A 15,634-nucleotide genomic window follows, 5' to 3' on the forward strand; every position below is an offset into this window, starting at 1 on the left:
CGTATGGCTGAAATATTAACGATTAATAATTTACCGACGCTTACGTGGAATTGGCTGAAGATAAATTCGACACCGTTTGCAGCCGATGTGCGCATTTCAAACAACGGGGATCCCCGTATAAGCGCCCTCCCCCAAGGTGTCGAATACGAACCGCACGCAAACGCTGATGTCTATCGCGATCTCGAAACGGGCTGCGGCAAAGCGTTCGGCGACCGTTTTTTTAAAGATGCGAGCGCTTCGCTCCTCACCGTAAAAAAAGGCGTCCGTGCTAAAGAGCCCGTCCGTATCGATTTCGATTTGAGCGATAAAAGCGCGACAGAGGCATTCCACATCATCAAAGCCGAAGAAGGAGCGGAGATCACGGTTATCATGAGATACGAATCGGCGCGAGCTTCATCGGGTACGCAAATTCTTCGTACGATATGCGACGCGGGAAAGGACGCGTTCATTCACTTGATAAAAGTGCAGCTTTTGGGAAAAGGTTTTGTACAGACCGACGATATCGGCACAACTTGCGCGGAAGGCGGCCGCGTCGAAGTGACGCACGTGATCCTCGGCGGAAAAGAGACCTATACCGGAGCTGCGGGAACGCTTCCGGCTTTCGGCGGCTCGTTCAAAGCCGACACGGCGTACTTTTGCCGCGGAGAGCAAAAACTCGATTTGAATTACGTCGTGCGCCTCAGAGGAAAAAAGACCGACTGCCAAATGACAGCCCGGGGAACGCTGCAGGACAAAGCCGCGAAAACCTACCGCGGCTCGATCGATTTTATAAAGGGCTCGGCCGGTGCTGCGGGAAACGAGTACGAAGAAGTGCTGCTGCTTTCTCCGACCGTCGTCAATAAATCGATCCCGCTCATCCTGTGCGGTGAAGAAGATATCGCAGGCGAACACGGTTCGACGATCGGAAAGCTCGGAGACGACACGCTCTTTTACATGCAGTCGCGCGGCATCGCAAAATCGGAAGCGGAAATGCTCATGGCTCGCGCAAAAATCGCACGCGTCGCCGCTCTTATCCCCGACGAAGCGACGGTTGAAAAAATCAACGCTTACTTGGACGAGGTATTTTCACATGAATGATTTTCGAAACGACTTTCCGTTTTTTTCGAATGAAAAAAATAAGGGTTTAATCTATTTCGACAACGCGGCGACGACGCAGCGGCCGCACCAAGTCATCGATGCGATAAGGCATTTTTACGAAGAAAACAATGCGAATCCCCTGCGCGGCCTCTACGATTTAAGCGTACGGGCAACCGAAGCGTACGAAAATGCGCGGCACAGTGTCGCCCGTTTTATCAACGCGGCAGAAGATTGTGAAGTGATTTTTACGCGGAACGCAAGCGAATCGTTGAACCTCATCGCTTATACCTACGGCATGACGAATATACGCGAGGGCGACGAAATCGCCGTTTCGATTATGGAACACCATTCGAACATCCTTCCGTGGCAGATGGTGACAAAAGCGAAGGGCGCAAAGCTCGTCTATTTGGAATGCGATAGGGAAAGCGGCGTCATTTCCGACGAAGAGATTGCGGCAAAGATAGGAAGCCGCACAAAGATCGTGGCCGTTGCGCACGTAAGCAATGTGCTCGGCATCACAAACGATATCGAAAAAATCGCGAAGGCGGCGCACAAAGCGGGAGCGGTCGTCGTTGTAGACGGCGCACAAGCCGTGCCGCATATCAAAACCGATGTACGATCCCTCGATGCCGACTTTTACGCGTTCAGCGCCCATAAGCTCACCGGTCCCACAGGATGCGGTGTTTTGTACGGAAAAAAATCGCTTCTTGAAAATATGCCGCCTTTTTTGCGTGGCGGTGAAATGATCGAATACGTTACGCGGGAAGAGGCGACATGGGCGCCACTCCCTGCCAAATTCGAAGCGGGCACGGTAAACGCAGGAGGTGCGGTCGCTCTTGAAGCCGCCGTCAAATACATCGAATCGATCGGCTTCGATCACATAACGAAGCACGACAACTCACTCGCCTCGCGCCTCATCGAAGGCATGAAAAAAATCCCGCACGTAAGCGTTATCGGAAACCCCGACGGAAACCGGCACTGCGGCATCGTTACGTTTACGATAGACGGAGTGCACCCGCACGACATCGCGACCGTACTCGACACGGAGCGCATTGCGATCAGGGCGGGACACCACTGCGCCCAGCCGCTCGGAAGCTACCTCGGCGTTCCCGCGACGGCGCGGGCAAGTGTCTATTTTTACAACACCGAAGAAGAAGTCGACGTTTTTTTGAGTAAAGTAAAAAATATCCGATCGTGGATGGGCTTTAAAGACTGACAGCAAACGCTTTCGGATGCGAAGCAAAAAAGCTCGGACGAAAGAGACGGCGCATAAACGCGAATACAAGGACGGCATTGTTATGGAAACGAAAGAACTGTATCGGGAAATCCTCAACGAACACAATTTAAATCCCTCTCATAAAAAACCGATGGCTCGTCCCTCCCTCGTTTTAAACGGCGTCAATCCGAGTTGCGGAGACAATATCACGCTCAGTTTGCAGATCGATGATGACGGCACGATCATCGACGGCTCTTTTACGGGAAGCGGCTGCGCCATCTCCCAGGCGTCGGTCGATATGATGCTCGACCTCGTCGTCGGGAAAAATAAAACCGAAGCGTTGCACCTTGCAGACATCTTTATGAACATGATAAAGGGCGATGCGGCCGCATCCGATATCGAACAACTCGACGAAGCGGCCGCCCTCGAAGACGTTTCGAAAATGCCCGCGCGCGTCAAATGCGCCGTACTCGGCTGGCGGACGATGATGGAAATGTTCGACAAAAACAAATCGGTCGGAAGCGGCAGCGCGACGCACTGCGACAACTGCACACAAAAAGCCGTGTGCACGAAAAGCTAATACCGAAAGGTCAATCGCTGAATCGGAGAGGGGCCGATCTCCCGGCAAATACGCCTGTGCTCCGCAGTCGGATAGCCTTTGTGCCGCGCGTATCCGTAAGCGGGATATCGCCTGTCCATTTCGATCATGATCGCATCTCGGCAGGTTTTTGCGAGTATGCTCGCCGCCATGACGGGAGCGTATTTTGCATCCGCTTTCACTTCCGATCGGCACTCACATCCGATATCGGGACAAAACGTTCCGTCGGCGACGGCACATATCGTTTTTGCGGAAACACCTGCCCCCTCCGCCCACGCGTCGAATTTTATCGAAAGCGCTTCGTACGCTTTTTTCATCGCGAGGAGACTCGCTTCGAGAATATTGATTTCGTCGATGACTGTGTGAGAGATGATGCCGATGCCCCAGCAGGCTTTTTCTTTAATAATTTTTTCGGCAAGTTCCCGCTTTTTTACGGAAAGTCTTTTCGAATCGTTTAAAATCGCCGGAGGAAAATCGTTCGGCAAAATCACCGCGGAAGCGACGACGGGCCCCGCAAGCGGTCCCCTCCCCGCTTCGTCGAGTCCGCACAAAAGAGGAGCCGACGCATCACCCGCACAAAGCGCCGGCATTATCGAGCAGTCGGAAAACTCATGCATTCGCCCATCACCTAATAGCCGCTTTCGGTATTGCCGTCGTATTCGAGGGAAATATTTTTTGCATCGGTATAGACCGCATCGAGCGATGTTCCCGAATGACGCAGGTCGGCAGCGAAGGAATTCCCGGTGATTTTGCTTTTTCCACCGAAAAGTTCGACCGCCCTGCCGTAGCCTCCGGTAACGCGGCACGAAGACGAACGCAATTCGAATTCGCCGTCCTGCACGGAAAAGTTGACCGCGGTCTGCGCTATCGTCGAAATGCGCGAATCGATTATTTTCAATTTGGAGCCGACCGCCGATATACACGACGAATAGCGCTCGGCAGAAGAGGTAATGCCGCAGCCGCTTATCGAAACGACCGACGTATCCGCGCTTATGACGCTGCCGCTTTCGACAAAGGTCGCCCCTATTTCACAGTTTTCCGAAACGAGCACCGAGTGTTCCAAGCGTATGAGCGCATTATTGATTTTTCCCTTTGCGTCGCCGTCATCCCGTCTGACGATGATATCCAAAAGTGCAAGGCTTGCGCTCCGCACGGTCAAAAATGAGTCCGTATCGAACACGAGTCGCGCATCTCCTTCACCGCGAAGCGTACAGTTCGATGCGATGATCGTCTCCCCTTTCGGCATAGCGAGCGCACCCGAAATCGTGATGTTCGCAAATCGATTTTTTTCTATCGCGGCGAGGCAATCGGCAAGAGAAGCATAGGGATCGTCCCGCGTTCCGTCCGCGCGCGCTTTATCGGCCGACGCATCGACATAATAGTCGTATTTATCAACGACGACGTGGTATAGGGTATACGCGCTTTTGTTGCCGCTTCGGTCGGCAGCATACGCGCAGATTTTATAATAGACGGGATCTTCGGACGGCGAATCGAGCGTAAGCGGACAAACGAATGGAGTGAACGCATCCGCATGCACGACATCGATAAGGGATGCCGCATCTTTTTTTGTCATCGTTCCGGAAAGAGTCACCGGATCACTCACTGCGATAAAGAGATCGGAGTTCTCCTCTCCCGAAAGAGAAAGCTTCACCGCCTTTCTCGAATAAAAAGATTCTGCCGACGAAATGAAAACCGGAACCGAAGGAGGGCGGCGGTCGACTGCGTACGGAACGGAAATCGTCCCCTGATACACCCCGTCGTAATAGATGCCTGCCGTAAAGACGCCCGACACTTCGTCGCCGAAGAACGTATCGATGTCCGCCGTTTCGAAAAACACCTTTCCCTGTCCTCTTTCGGGTTCGATACCGAATCGGAAACCCGCTCCGCCGTCCAGCGCAATGGCAAGCGAACCGTCTTCACGGCGTTCGGCGGCCGCTTGGGGTTTCGGCGGAAGCACAAAAGAGCTGACGGGATTGCCGGGAGCGACGGCGACGCTTTGCCACGAAATCGTGTGCGCGACTGTCCTATCAAGCGTGACGCGATCTTTTCCGCCCGTCCAATACGCGTTGTCGACCCTGTAAATGAGCGCGGCATTTGTAAAAGTCAATGTATTCCAATCGGTGATTTGAAAGGGCACGTCGCGCATGCCGAAGGAACCGGACAGAGCCGGTTTTGTTTTTATGATAAAACGCCACTTCGCCGTACCGTCGGTAAGCACACACGGAATGCAACGAGAGAGGATGCAGCCGGCGCCGTACGAAATCGAACGTCCCTCTTGAAAGAATTCGGATATGCCGCCGAGAGCGTAATCGAGTTCGGGAGGAAGGGAAAGCACGTCTCCCGCCGTGTAGCCGATAATACCGTTTGCGACGGCGTCTCCGATCGCACTCGCCGAATGCGATGTCGGAAACGGGACAGGTGCGACGGTATACGAAACGCGGTATTCGCTCAAGACGCCGCTTGCATCGACGGATGCGATGCGGAGTTCGACATCGCCTAAAACATCGAGCATGACCGGGCCGTCGTAGGCGAAACCGGATTCGCGCGGATCGGAACCGTTGAGCGAATAATACGCGTTTTCGCCTTCGGAAAGTTCAAGCATGAGCAGCTGTTTGTTTGCCCATACGCCCTTTACGGGATTAATAATTTTTACATCCGCCGAAACGGCTGCAAAAACCAGAGCCGCAAGTCCTATAAGGCATACGCGTTTTTTCATCGCGGTTTTCCTGAAGATTCAGACTTTCCCCAGAATCGGTTCAAGCACGGGACGCAGTTCGGGATCGTCTTTAAAATAATACTCTTCGAGTTCATCTTTCGAAAGCCCGACGAGTTCATGGCTCAAATAGTGAATCCACCGGTCGTCTTCCGGTTTTGTGATTTCCAAAAGCCGGCACCAATAGTCGGGCTGAATGGACTGCTGTTCTTTGTGATAGGTAAAGCGCTTATAATCGTGCACGACGATTTTTATATTGCTGCGGGGTACCCCTCTCTGCAAAAATATTTCGACGAGCGAATTTATCGTTCGGCCGGAATCGAAGATATCGTCGACGAGCATGATCTTATCGCCGGGACGGAGATATTCGGGTGCATACGTCCATCCGTCGACGTACACTTTTTCGTGCTGCTGAACGTCGGTATACGACCTCGCGACGACCGATGCGTACAAAACGGGATGATGATCCTTCCGCACGAGTTTGTAATATTCGCTGATAACGTTCGCCATGTACGCTCCACCGCGCAGCGAACAATAGATCACATCCGGCACAAATCCGTCGGAGTACATTTTATGCGCAATTTTAAGCGCATCGTTTCGCACAACGTCGAACGGAAGAAATTCCTTTATCATCGCTATAACCTCGTTCGCGTCATTATAATCGTAATCGTCGGAATGCTCAACACACATTGCGCGCTCTATCGGGGACACGTGATATTTTCGCGCGACGTACGACCGCACATCCCCTGCATCATACGAATGCGCCGCACACGGAGACACAGCCCGGGTTATGTATGGAGATTTTCCTTTGCGAACGTGCGCGCGTCGACAGGCCGGCTGAACAGATAGCCTTGAAATTTATCGGGGCCGAAAGGCAGCAGTTTTTCCACGTTGCCGTATGATTCAATGCCTTCCATACACACCGTCATGCCGAGCGCGTGCGCCATGCCGACGATAAATTCGATTATCTTCAAATCTTTCATATCGCCCGTGAGCGCTTTTTGAATAAACGTATAATCGAGCTTGAGCGTATTCGCGTGAATGTCCTGCAGATAGCGCAGGTTTGAAAATCCCGTACCGAAATCGTCGATATCGATTTTTACGCCGAGCGCCAAAAGTTCGGCGAGTACCGATTGAATTTCTTCATCGTCGATATTGCCGCTTTCGGTTATTTCCAGAACAATATTTTTCGGATTGACTTTCGTACGCTCGAGCGCGATCTGCACTTCGCTGACGAGGTTCGACTGCAAAATCTGCACAAAGGAAATATTGACGCTCACATAGAGTTCGGGAAAGAGCGTATTCCACGCGGCACACTGGGCAAACGCTTTTATCAATACCCAACGGCCGACGGGCACGATGAGTCCGCTCCGTTCAAGAATAGGGATGAACTCTCCCGCGCCGACCGTGCCGAAGCGTTCGTTTTTCCATCTCAAAAGCGATTCCGCGCCGACGACGATTTTTGACAATTTTTCACTGTTGCTCTTCCCTACGGCCTTTGCATTTACGATGGGCTGGAACAAAAGTGTAAATCCTTCGAACTTGTTTTTTATGGAATCCCTCATCGCGCTTTCGATTTCGAGCGCGCGAAGATAGTTTGCATATTCGCGGGCATTGAACAGCTCGAGCATATCTTTGCCGTCCTTTCTTGCGAAGTCTACGGTAAACACGAGCTTTGCAAGTATTTCCGTAAGCGTACTCGTATCGTTGATAAACGCGATACCGCCTGCGGAAATGGTAAACACGCGCTTATAGCCCGACGCGTATTCGGCATCCCGAATGCTTTGCTTTATGCCGCTGTATCTGCGGCGTATTTCGTCCACGCTTCCGCCGCTGAAATTTATCAAAAGAAATTTGCCACCGGAAAACAGATAAGCTTTCGTGTCGTCTCCGCATTGCCGCTTGCATGCATCCGCGACGATGGACAATATTTCGTTGCCGGCTTCAAAGCCCACGCGCTCGCTTATCGAAATAAGATTGTCGACTTCGATCTGCATCGCAAAACCGCTCAGCGCTCCCGCATCCATGCGCGCCGTATCGAAATCGAACTGAGCATCCCGTTCCGAACCGAGATTTTCGTCTTCAAAGAAAGGATGCTTTTCTGCGGGATCAATGGACCCGGCGACGATATCGCGTGAAGAAACGGACAAGTGCAGCATGCGGATCTCAACGGAAACATATTCGCCGTATCTGTTGCGAATGTGGTACGTCGCTTTGATCCGGTTTTTTTTATTTGAAATAATGGATTCGATATCGCCGGAACAACGGACGCGTTCGTCCTCATGCACAAAGGTGATGATTGTCCGCGCCGCGCCCGAGAATTGCACGCCGGGTAAATCGTAATGAGCCAATGTGCGCTCCGAAATAAAAAATGTATCGGCTGCGATATCGTACACGAATGCAAACGACTCGGTACAGGTTTCAAGAAGCGAGATAATATTTTTTACGATGCTCGAATCAACTTTGTTTTGCAAATTTCTCGTTCCACTGCAGTACAGTATACAATACTCGATACGATATTGCAATTGCATTGTACACATTATTTTTCACCCGCAAAGTGCGAGCCGAATATTTTCTGCACCAAATATTTTCTTGCTTTTCCGACAGGATGGTTTATAATGGGCGTATGACTTTTATACAAAATGTAGCCGAATATTACGACGAATTGTATCCCGTGGCAGAAGAACAAAAAAAATTTTACAGCCGTATGAGAGAATCCTATCCGTCTCCGGCACGATTTTTGCAGATAGGATGCGGAACCGGAGCACTTGAGCACGCGCTCGCCAAAAACGGCGCGGACGTAACGGGTCTTGAAGTTGCAAAAGAACTCATCGAAATAGCCGCCCTGCGCCGAAGAACGCAGCTCATGCCCATACGTTTTTTCCAGCTTTCAACGCTCGATATGACGCGCTTTCTCGGAAAAAACTTCTATAACGTCATCTCGTGTCTGAACAGCCGTATCGTCTTCGTCAGAGATAAAACGCTCCTGCGTAAATTTTTTTTCGACTGCAAAGGGCTGCTCTCAGAAGGCGGCACACTCATCCTCCATCTGTATAATTTTTCGCGCGCGCTGCAAAGCGGAAGGACGGAACTCCGTACACGCAGCAGCATCCGCGTCAAACTTTTATCGACGCTTGCGCCGGGAAAAGAGGGAGCTTTTTTTATGAATCAAACGCTCGAAACGGGCGCCGGCAAAATTCTTCCGGTCATGGAAAACGAAGCGTTCTACCCTCTTTCAAAAGACGAAATCGCTTCGTTCGCAGAAGAAGCGGGTTTTACGGATTTTTCGTTTTACGGTTCATACGCGATGGAAGCGTTCACCGAACAAAGTGAAGATATCATCTGCACCATACGATAGGCGCTGCATTTATCCGCACGATACAGCATTCGACATAGGCTTTTGCCGACGCGGGCGATCGGTACTATGCGCGTCAGCCGATGCGCCAGCGGCTGCCTGAATCTTTGGCAAAGCGCTTGGCGTTCACTTCGAGCAGGCGGCCGTCTTCTCCGAGCATCTTTACTGTGGACGTGATCGGATTTACTTCGGTGATTTTAAAATTCGTTCCGTCGTAAAAAAGGTGAATGCCTTCCGACGGCAGATTTTTCCGCGCTTCGCTGTACCAATCGAATTCGTACGAGAGACAGCACAAAAGCCTTCCGCACTGCCCCGAAATTTTCATCGAATTGAGCGAAAGATTTTGATCCTTTGCCATGCGGATCGACACCGGTTTGATCTTGTCAGAAACGGCATGACAGCAGTAGGAACGGCCGCAAACGCCGAGTCCGCCGGTGATGCGCGCTTCATCGCGCACGCCGATTTGCCTGAGTTCTATGCGCATTTTAAATACGGAAACCAAATCTTTGACGAGTTCGCGGAAATCGACTCTGTTATCCGAGCTGAAAAAAAACAGCGCTTTTTGCTCGGCGACGAGAAAATGCACTTGAATCAATTTCATGTCGAGACGATGATAGGCGACTTTTTCTTTAAAGACTTTCACCGCATCGCTTTCTTTTGCTTTCAGTTCTTCCGCGCGCTTTGCATCTTCTTTCGATACGATGCGGTCTATGTCGACGATGTCGCTCTGCCGCACGCCGCGCGGCTTTTTCGTTTCGCCGAGCACGACTGCGATATCGTGTCCGTACCGCGTCGGCACGATGACGCGCACCCCCGCTTCGATGCCTTGCACCCCGCCCGCCGTTGCAAAAATACTTTCGCGCGAATATTCGAGTTTTAAGTGATAGAGCGGTTCGTCGGGCGTAAAGTCCGCATCTCCCTGATCGCTTTCGTCCGCAGTATCTTCAAGCGCTTCGAGATTTTCTCTCTCGTCATCTATATCGTTTTCAAAAATATCGCTCATCATCGCCTCTTACGCGCCTCTGCGCGTTTTTCGGTTTTAATAATCGGAAACCCGAACAAAATTACAAGTTCCGGAAAGTTTCTTCGAATTTGTTAATTTTTATTTTAGCATCAAGAAGCAAACACGTCTACGAGCAAACCGCGGATCTCTTCGACGCGTTTCAAAAGCAAAAATTTATCGGCTTGATTTGCAAGAATTTCCGCCGCAAGATTGTTGAGCTTTTCGTCGATGATCCGCACTTGCACGAATATCCGCTCTTTATTTGTCCGCCGATTGCGCCGCCCTTTGAGTTCTTCAATCTCGAAGCTGTACTTTACAACATACTTCATAAGCCGGCTCACCGCGCGCCGATATTCGACAAAGGCATCTTCCGACATCGAATCGATGAGCTTATCGCCGGCAGTCGTCACGCGGTCTTTCAAAAAAACGACGGCGTCTTCGACCGACATCCCCGCGATTTCGGCCGGAAGCCCCGCCGACGCAAGTTCGTTCGCTTCTTCGTTTTTTTTCAGCATCGCGGAAAAGATCCCCGCCGTTTGTCGGGTATCCGCTTTTTTCCCTTTTTTTGCTTCTTTCGCCGCTTCCCCCGAAGCCGAGGCCAGCGCAGTAAAATAAAGCGCCTGCCCCAACGGATCGACCGTGTTCATGCAAACGCCGCCTTCGTACGGATGGCTTTCGCTTCGAGATACCGCTCCGATGCCGAAAGGTATTTTGCTTCGTCTTCGATGGAAATGCAGTGTCCGTGAAAGATCACCTTTTCTTCGATCCGGACTTTTTGCGAAATGATGTCGCCGATGACGGCAGCCGATGAAAGCAGCGTTACGCTTTCCTTTGCGATGATGTCGCCGAGCACGATGCCTCCGACGATCGCGGACTTCGCCGTAAGATTGCCGCAGAGCCGCGCACGCTCGCCGATCTGCACGTTGCCGTCGGTTTCGAGATCGCCGCGTACGTCGCCGTCCAAGCGAACGGAGCCGTTTATCCGAAGATCACCGGAAACGGCAGAACCTTCACCGATAACCGTATTGATCGAAAAGTCGTCGGAACGCAGCGCCATAAGTCAATTCGAAAGTTTTACGTTAATGTATTTTGCAGGGTCTACGACATCCGAACCGATGTGCACTTCGTAATGCAGATGCGGTCCCGTGGTAACGCCGGTGTTGCCGACATAGCCGATGACGTCGCGCTGAGAAACGAACTGCCCCTTCGTTACGCGCGAAGACATGAGGTGCGCGAAACGCGTATAGATGCCGTGCTTATGTTTAATGATAATATAGTTGCCGTAACTCGCATCGTAGCCGACCGTAACGACTTGTCCGCTCGCCGTCGCGATGACCGGATCGCCGGAACGGTAGGTCGAAAAATCGATCCCCTTGTGAATGTACCATTGCCCCGAAATCGGGTGCACGTTCGGACCGAAAGCCATGGAAATATGCGCGTTCACGTTTTTCAGCGGCCAGATGCTCGGTATCTCCGTAAAGAGCGTATTTTGATTTTCGAGCATTTTACCGATCTGCTCGACAGGCTGCACCGCATTTTCGAGGTAGGTTGCAAGCTGCTTCACGTCTTCCGTTTCGCGCATGGAACCCCTTACCGTTTCCTGCGTACCGAAAAGAGAAGAAAGATCGCTGTTCGAAAGCGAGGCGCGAGCGACGTTTGAACTGTCCGTAATGCCGAGCAACGCGAGCGACTGGGACAGGGACGTTTGAAAGCGTTTTGCCGCCTGCATGAGATTCATATTTTCGTCGCGGAGCTCGTCGAGGCTCGCCTGCGTCAAGCGGTTCTGCGATGAAAGGCGCGATATTTCGGCGCTCGAGCCGATCGCTTTGCGGTCAAAGTAAAAAAACGACGCGACTATGCCGAAAACAAGCACGACGCCGAGACCGAGCGCAAAAACGTTTGTCTGAAAATTAACAACTTTGCTTTGCGAATGCGGAACGATCATTATCGTCAGTTTGCCGTCGAGGATTTTAAATATCCGCTGCGCTCCGTTTTTTATGTAAGCTAAAAAAGAAAAAAACGCGCCGCTCGTTTTCGAAGCAACTTTTTTTTCAAACTTTTTATATTTTTGCGTCCGAGCCACAACCTCGCTCCTGTTTTATCCGAAATAGCCCCGCTGCCGAAACGCGGTCTTAACGGTGTATTGTAGCACATTCCGCGCCTGTATGTCAAATAGTAAAAATCTCCAATTCCAGTGCAAATTGCAGGACGCGGAAAAGCAGGCCGATCTAACCGGAAATCGTTTTTCTTCTAAAGAAGTTCTTAAAGAATTGCAAAAGATAACCGCAGAATGAAATACGCGATCGAATATCTGCCGTCGGCGCCGGAAGACTTAAAATTGTCGGTAAAAAATTATTTTGTGTTCTACCGCATAGACGAAACGAAAAAAACGGTGAGTGCTGCCCGTGCTACACTGTAAAACCCGTTTTCCAATGCCACACGGGTTTTGCGAGCGCGTTTGAAAAGGGCTGCGTGCGATTGAAATCGGGGAGCCAGCTCGTATCGTCGGAAAGTTCCTGATAAAAAAGGTATTCGAAACCGTGAGCGTCGATGAGGTCGCGGATGTCCGCATCTTCGGCCGGACTCACGAGACGGTTTTCGATCGCCGACAGGGCGTCCAGCCGCTTTGCACGCACGCTTTCGCTTTCTTCAAAGGGTACGGGCGTGTACTGCGACATGAGCGAAACGAGCGCTTTGCCGTCGGCATAACGCTTGAGCCATGCAAGCACATCCGCCGTTTCGGAAAAGCGTCCGGGCAAAAAGAGGTGGCGCACGATGACGCCGCGCTCGATCTTTTCTTTTTCGTTTCCGTCTTTTGTCTTTTGCGCAAGCGAAAGCGGAAAACGTTCGATCATCCATCGGACGGCGCGAGCGGCAGCTTCGGGGTAATTTTCCGCACCGAAGAGATGCTTTGCAAGTTCGGGCGAAAGCGTTTTCAAATCGGGGAGCCACACGGACACGAGATCTTCGAGCAGTTCGAGCGTTTCGACCGATTCGTATGCCGACGAATTCCAGCAAAACGGAATCGACAGGCCATCTTCGCGCGCAGTTTTCAAATACGAAGCGATGAGCGGGATCGCGTGGCTTCCGGTGACGAGGTTTATGTTTTCAGCGCCCGCGTCTTCGAGCGTCCGGCAGATTTTAATAAATTCTATTTTATCGACGGCGCGCCCCATGCCGTTTTGCGAAATCTGATAATTTTGGCAAAAAGCGCAGCGGAGCGTACAGCCCGTAAAAAAAATCGTACCGCTTCCGCCGAACACGGTAACAGGCGGCTCTTCGCCGAAGTGCAGACACGCGGACGCGATGCGGAGGGCATCTCCTTCTCCGCATAATCCGCGTACGGCTTTTCTGTCGACGGCGCATTTTCTGGGACACTGCACGCACGGAGCATACGCGCCTACGCCCGATTGTAAGGGCGGCGGAACGCCGTTGCGGAGCGAAGCGGAGCAATGAAGCGGAGCGGAACCCTGCAAAGCGGGATCTTCGAGCCGCTCCGTCCGAAAAGGCAATGACATAGGGCTACACCGCTTTTTGCTCGACGAGAGAAGCCATGAGTGACGAAAGCGATTCTATCGGAAGCGTTTCGGCTTCATCCTGCACGAGAGAGGCAAGGTTTTTCCAATCGTCGGGCGAAAGCGAAGCCGTGTCGTCCTCACCGCGCAAAAACGAAAGCATCGCGGCAAGTTTTTCGGCGTGTTCCCTTGTCGGCTCGTTTTCCGCCTCGGATGACGGATCGATATATTCGGCGAGCCAATAGTCACCGACCGAGCGGGGAAGATCGCCGAGACCGCGGATCGCATTTTCGAGGGAGCGCGCAATTTTTTCGCATGTTTTTTTCGCGTCATAACGAGCGCCGTTTTCCGCCCGTTCGCGCTTGGCCGCACGCATGATATCGCTCAGGAATTTTTCCGTACAGGTCATAGACTCACGGTATACCGCGAATGCCGATTTTTGTAAATTACCCGACGGATGCACGGGGAGTTTTTAATGTAACGGCTTACGAGTCTATGCTTTCGACGAGAACTTCGTTGCCGCCCGGAGTGCGATAACAGCGGATTTTCTCCTTGACAAGAAGTCAATCTCGTCATACACTGTCGATATGGACTTAAGAACAGTTTTAACGACCGATACCGTAGATCTCCATCTCAAGGGAACGACAAAGGAAGCGATCATCGACGAGATGCTCGAATTGCTCGTAAAGGCCGGTAAAGTTACGGATAAAGCGGCCGCCCGCGAATGCGTACTCGACCGAGAACGCAAAATGTCTACCGGCATGAAGCACGGCATCGCGATCCCTCACGGAAAAACGGACACGGTGAGCGACCTCGTCGCGTGCATCGGCATTTCCGACAATCCCGTCGATTTCGATTCTCTCGATCAGGAACCGTGCCGCATCTTTATCATGACGCTTTCTCCGGTAAACAAAACCGGTCCGCATCTTCAGTTTCTCGCGGAAGTAAGTCTTCTGTTTAAGAGCCCGGAAAAGCGGCAGCTCATCCTCGAAACGCAGGACAAAGCGGAAGTCATTAAAATCCTCACCGAATAACGTTTTTGTATTTTTTGCAAAACGGTCAAAGGCGGTCTTTATGTATTGCATGAAGACCGTTTTTATTTTAAACTCACGGCATGAAACTCGACGCGCGCTTCGAATCGAAAAACGGAAAACTCTATGCGCTCAAAACGGGCGAGGAAGCCGATACGGGCGCTTTGATCCCGTTCGACTCGAGCGTCCTTTCAGGCGCTTCGTCCGAAAGTGCGGAAGCGGAAGCGCAAAGATTTTCGCAGGATAGGGGTAAAATCCTCGCGGTATACGTTCCGCACCGTGCCGCAGAAATTTCTGAAAATACGTACGATGAAATGTATCTTGCAGCTCTCCGCATGTTTTTAAAAGGTATCGAAGCGTGCGGCGCGTATGCTGTCGTCGTGCCGATTTCGGACTGCGACGCGGGGCGGTTAACGCAAGCGATGTGCCATACGGCACGGAGGATCAAAGACTGCGCGGCCGTCATCGGTTTTGCACTCCCCGATGTACTGACGGAAAGCGAAGCGACAACGTTTACGGAGGCTATGAGCGCAAAGCACGCGCACTACGTCTATTTTTCAAACCGGCATACGCTCTCGTCTTTCGTCGCGTACGCCGTCGAAAGCGGACGCGGGCAATCGTAAGCTTTCGCCGAGGCGGAAAGGCGGCCGCATGCAGACGTAAGCTTTCGCCGGAAACACATCGAATATGTCGCTCACTGTACTTTTATTCTGCCTTAAAATTATGCAGCGAGTAAATCTTCAGATTTAGGAACTGTGCAATTCGTGCGCGGAAGCTCACAAGTACATCAGCGAGTTTTCTGCAAGAAAACTCGATATTAAACGAGACGCGCTATTTCGGCGTTTCGTTTAAATCTTCCTTAAAATGCGGCATTGCAGAAAATGTCAATTTTCGAAAATGCCGCAGCCGTGTGCGGGAGCGCACAAGTACATCAGCGAGTTTTCTGCAAGAAAACTCGATATTAAACGAGACGCGCTATTTCAGCGTCTCGTTTAAACTTTCCTTAAAATGCGGCATTGCAGAAAATGTCAATTTTCGAAAATGCCGCAGCCGTGTGCGGGAGCGCACAAGTACATCAGCGAGTTTTCTGCAAGAAAACTCGATATTAAACGAGACGCGCTATTTC

General features: G+C 51.5%; 17 protein-coding genes. 7 read left to right on the top strand and 10 right to left on the bottom strand.

Annotated features, from left to right (window positions below; genetic code table 11):
- The first annotated feature begins 3 nt into the window (after positions 1 to 3).
- The 3 genes from JSQ97_RS10290 to sufU all read left to right on the top strand — a co-directional run bounded on the left by JSQ97_RS10290 (position 4) and on the right by sufU (position 2,873).
- Positions 4 to 1,077: a SufB/SufD family protein gene (locus JSQ97_RS10290; RefSeq protein WP_205075979.1), complete on the top strand. Its 1,074-nt coding sequence runs from the start codon at positions 4 to 6 to the stop codon at positions 1,075 to 1,077.
- A complete protein-coding gene (locus JSQ97_RS10295; protein ID WP_205075980.1) occupies positions 1,070 to 2,293 on the top strand; it encodes an aminotransferase class V-fold PLP-dependent enzyme in 1,224 nt (407 codons plus the stop codon). Before JSQ97_RS10290 ends, JSQ97_RS10295 begins: the two co-directional genes overlap by 8 nt.
- Before the next feature lie 82 nt (positions 2,294 to 2,375).
- Positions 2,376 to 2,873 (top strand): Fe-S cluster assembly sulfur transfer protein SufU, encoded by a 498-nt coding sequence (sufU, locus tag JSQ97_RS10300; RefSeq protein WP_205075981.1) that lies wholly within the window; start codon positions 2,376 to 2,378, stop codon positions 2,871 to 2,873.
- On the opposite strand, the gene JSQ97_RS10305 is transcribed toward sufU, so the two are convergent.
- The 4 genes from JSQ97_RS10305 to JSQ97_RS10320 all read right to left on the bottom strand — a co-directional run bounded on the left by JSQ97_RS10305 (position 2,870) and on the right by JSQ97_RS10320 (position 8,078).
- Positions 2,870 to 3,481, bottom strand: coding sequence for a ribonuclease HII (locus tag JSQ97_RS10305; protein ID WP_205075993.1), 612 nt, complete (start codon positions 3,479 to 3,481; stop codon positions 2,870 to 2,872). The two genes, sufU and JSQ97_RS10305, sit on opposite strands and share 4 nt — an antisense overlap.
- A gap of 38 nt (positions 3,482 to 3,519) precedes the next feature.
- Positions 3,520 to 5,607, bottom strand: a complete 2,088-nt coding sequence (locus tag JSQ97_RS10310) for a hypothetical protein (protein ID WP_205075982.1) — start codon at positions 5,605 to 5,607, stop codon at positions 3,520 to 3,522.
- An 18-nt stretch (positions 5,608 to 5,625) separates the two neighbouring features.
- Positions 5,626 to 6,237, bottom strand: coding sequence for a phosphoribosyltransferase (locus tag JSQ97_RS10315; protein ID WP_187385232.1), 612 nt, complete (start codon positions 6,235 to 6,237; stop codon positions 5,626 to 5,628).
- Between the two features lie 155 nt (positions 6,238 to 6,392).
- Complete coding sequence (locus tag JSQ97_RS10320) at positions 6,393 to 8,078, bottom strand: GGDEF domain-containing phosphodiesterase (RefSeq protein ID WP_205075983.1); 1,686 nt, start codon at positions 8,076 to 8,078, stop codon at positions 6,393 to 6,395.
- A 152-nt stretch (positions 8,079 to 8,230) separates the two neighbouring features.
- Between JSQ97_RS10320 and JSQ97_RS10325 the strand changes: the two genes are divergently transcribed.
- Complete coding sequence (locus JSQ97_RS10325; protein ID WP_205075984.1) at positions 8,231 to 8,962, top strand: class I SAM-dependent methyltransferase; 732 nt, start codon at positions 8,231 to 8,233, stop codon at positions 8,960 to 8,962.
- Between the two features lie 73 nt (positions 8,963 to 9,035).
- Here JSQ97_RS10325 and JSQ97_RS10330 read toward each other — a convergent pair whose 3' ends face one another.
- The 4 genes from JSQ97_RS10330 to JSQ97_RS10345 form a co-directional block, all read right to left on the bottom strand.
- Entirely contained in the window at positions 9,036 to 9,962 is a 927-nt protein-coding gene (locus JSQ97_RS10330; protein WP_205075985.1) for a PSP1 domain-containing protein, read from the bottom strand.
- A 110-nt stretch (positions 9,963 to 10,072) separates the two neighbouring features.
- Positions 10,073 to 10,609, bottom strand: coding sequence for a YaaR family protein (locus JSQ97_RS10335; RefSeq protein ID WP_205075986.1), 537 nt, complete (start codon positions 10,607 to 10,609; stop codon positions 10,073 to 10,075).
- Positions 10,606 to 11,019, bottom strand: a complete 414-nt coding sequence (locus JSQ97_RS10340; protein ID WP_205075987.1) for a bactofilin family protein — start codon at positions 11,017 to 11,019, stop codon at positions 10,606 to 10,608. Before JSQ97_RS10340 ends, JSQ97_RS10335 begins: the two co-directional genes overlap by 4 nt.
- A gap of 3 nt (positions 11,020 to 11,022) precedes the next feature.
- Positions 11,023 to 12,045, bottom strand: coding sequence for a M23 family metallopeptidase (locus JSQ97_RS10345; protein ID WP_205075988.1), 1,023 nt, complete (start codon positions 12,043 to 12,045; stop codon positions 11,023 to 11,025).
- Between the two features lie 207 nt (positions 12,046 to 12,252).
- Between JSQ97_RS10345 and JSQ97_RS13075 the strand changes: the two genes are divergently transcribed.
- The gene (locus JSQ97_RS13075; protein WP_255519661.1) at positions 12,253 to 12,381 is read left to right on the top strand and encodes a hypothetical protein; all 129 of its coding nucleotides are present in this window, start codon (positions 12,253 to 12,255) and stop codon (positions 12,379 to 12,381) included.
- Here JSQ97_RS13075 and JSQ97_RS10350 read toward each other — a convergent pair.
- Positions 12,371 to 13,480 (bottom strand): radical SAM protein, encoded by a 1,110-nt coding sequence (locus JSQ97_RS10350; protein WP_205075989.1) that lies wholly within the window; start codon positions 13,478 to 13,480, stop codon positions 12,371 to 12,373. The genes JSQ97_RS13075 and JSQ97_RS10350 overlap by 11 nt on opposite strands.
- A gap of 4 nt (positions 13,481 to 13,484) precedes the next feature.
- Positions 13,485 to 13,886 (bottom strand): hypothetical protein, encoded by a 402-nt coding sequence (locus JSQ97_RS10355; RefSeq protein WP_205075990.1) that lies wholly within the window; start codon positions 13,884 to 13,886, stop codon positions 13,485 to 13,487.
- Between the two features lie 178 nt (positions 13,887 to 14,064).
- Between JSQ97_RS10355 and JSQ97_RS10360 the strand changes: the two genes are divergently transcribed.
- Together JSQ97_RS10360 and JSQ97_RS10365 are read left to right on the top strand one after the other, a co-directional pair.
- A complete protein-coding gene (locus JSQ97_RS10360; RefSeq protein WP_205075991.1) occupies positions 14,065 to 14,511 on the top strand; it encodes a PTS sugar transporter subunit IIA in 447 nt (148 codons plus the stop codon).
- 80 nt (positions 14,512 to 14,591) lie between these two features.
- Complete coding sequence (locus JSQ97_RS10365) at positions 14,592 to 15,131, top strand: hypothetical protein (protein ID WP_205075992.1); 540 nt, start codon at positions 14,592 to 14,594, stop codon at positions 15,129 to 15,131.
- The last annotated feature ends 503 nt before the right edge of the window (positions 15,132 to 15,634 follow it).

Source organism: Treponema sp. Marseille-Q4523, from assembly GCF_016901105.1.
GTDB lineage: Bacteria > Spirochaetota > Spirochaetia > Treponematales > Treponemataceae > Treponema_D.

Coding starts and splice junctions, on each gene's coding strand:
- JSQ97_RS10350 (WP_205075989.1), bottom strand. CDS start 13,480: ATGTCATTGCCTTTTCGGACGGAGCGGCTCGAAGATCCCGCTTTGCAG.
- JSQ97_RS10295 (WP_205075980.1), top strand. CDS start 1,070: ATGAATGATTTTCGAAACGACTTTCCGTTTTTTTCGAATGAAAAAAAT.
- JSQ97_RS10355 (WP_205075990.1), bottom strand. CDS start 13,886: ATGACCTGTACGGAAAAATTCCTGAGCGATATCATGCGTGCGGCCAAG.
- JSQ97_RS10315 (WP_187385232.1), bottom strand. CDS start 6,237: ATGATAAAGGAATTTCTTCCGTTCGACGTTGTGCGAAACGATGCGCTT.
- JSQ97_RS13075 (WP_255519661.1), top strand. CDS start 12,253: ATGAAATACGCGATCGAATATCTGCCGTCGGCGCCGGAAGACTTAAAA.
- sufU (WP_205075981.1), top strand. CDS start 2,376: ATGGAAACGAAAGAACTGTATCGGGAAATCCTCAACGAACACAATTTA.
- JSQ97_RS10325 (WP_205075984.1), top strand. CDS start 8,231: ATGACTTTTATACAAAATGTAGCCGAATATTACGACGAATTGTATCCC.
- JSQ97_RS10330 (WP_205075985.1), bottom strand. CDS start 9,962: ATGAGCGATATTTTTGAAAACGATATAGATGACGAGAGAGAAAATCTC.
- JSQ97_RS10305 (WP_205075993.1), bottom strand. CDS start 3,481: ATGCCGGCGCTTTGTGCGGGTGATGCGTCGGCTCCTCTTTTGTGCGGA.
- JSQ97_RS10310 (WP_205075982.1), bottom strand. CDS start 5,607: ATGAAAAAACGCGTATGCCTTATAGGACTTGCGGCTCTGGTTTTTGCA.
- JSQ97_RS10340 (WP_205075987.1), bottom strand. CDS start 11,019: ATGGCGCTGCGTTCCGACGACTTTTCGATCAATACGGTTATCGGTGAA.
- JSQ97_RS10365 (WP_205075992.1), top strand. CDS start 14,592: ATGAAACTCGACGCGCGCTTCGAATCGAAAAACGGAAAACTCTATGCG.
- JSQ97_RS10360 (WP_205075991.1), top strand. CDS start 14,065: ATGGACTTAAGAACAGTTTTAACGACCGATACCGTAGATCTCCATCTC.
- JSQ97_RS10335 (WP_205075986.1), bottom strand. CDS start 10,609: ATGAACACGGTCGATCCGTTGGGGCAGGCGCTTTATTTTACTGCGCTG.
- JSQ97_RS10290 (WP_205075979.1), top strand. CDS start 4: ATGGCTGAAATATTAACGATTAATAATTTACCGACGCTTACGTGGAAT.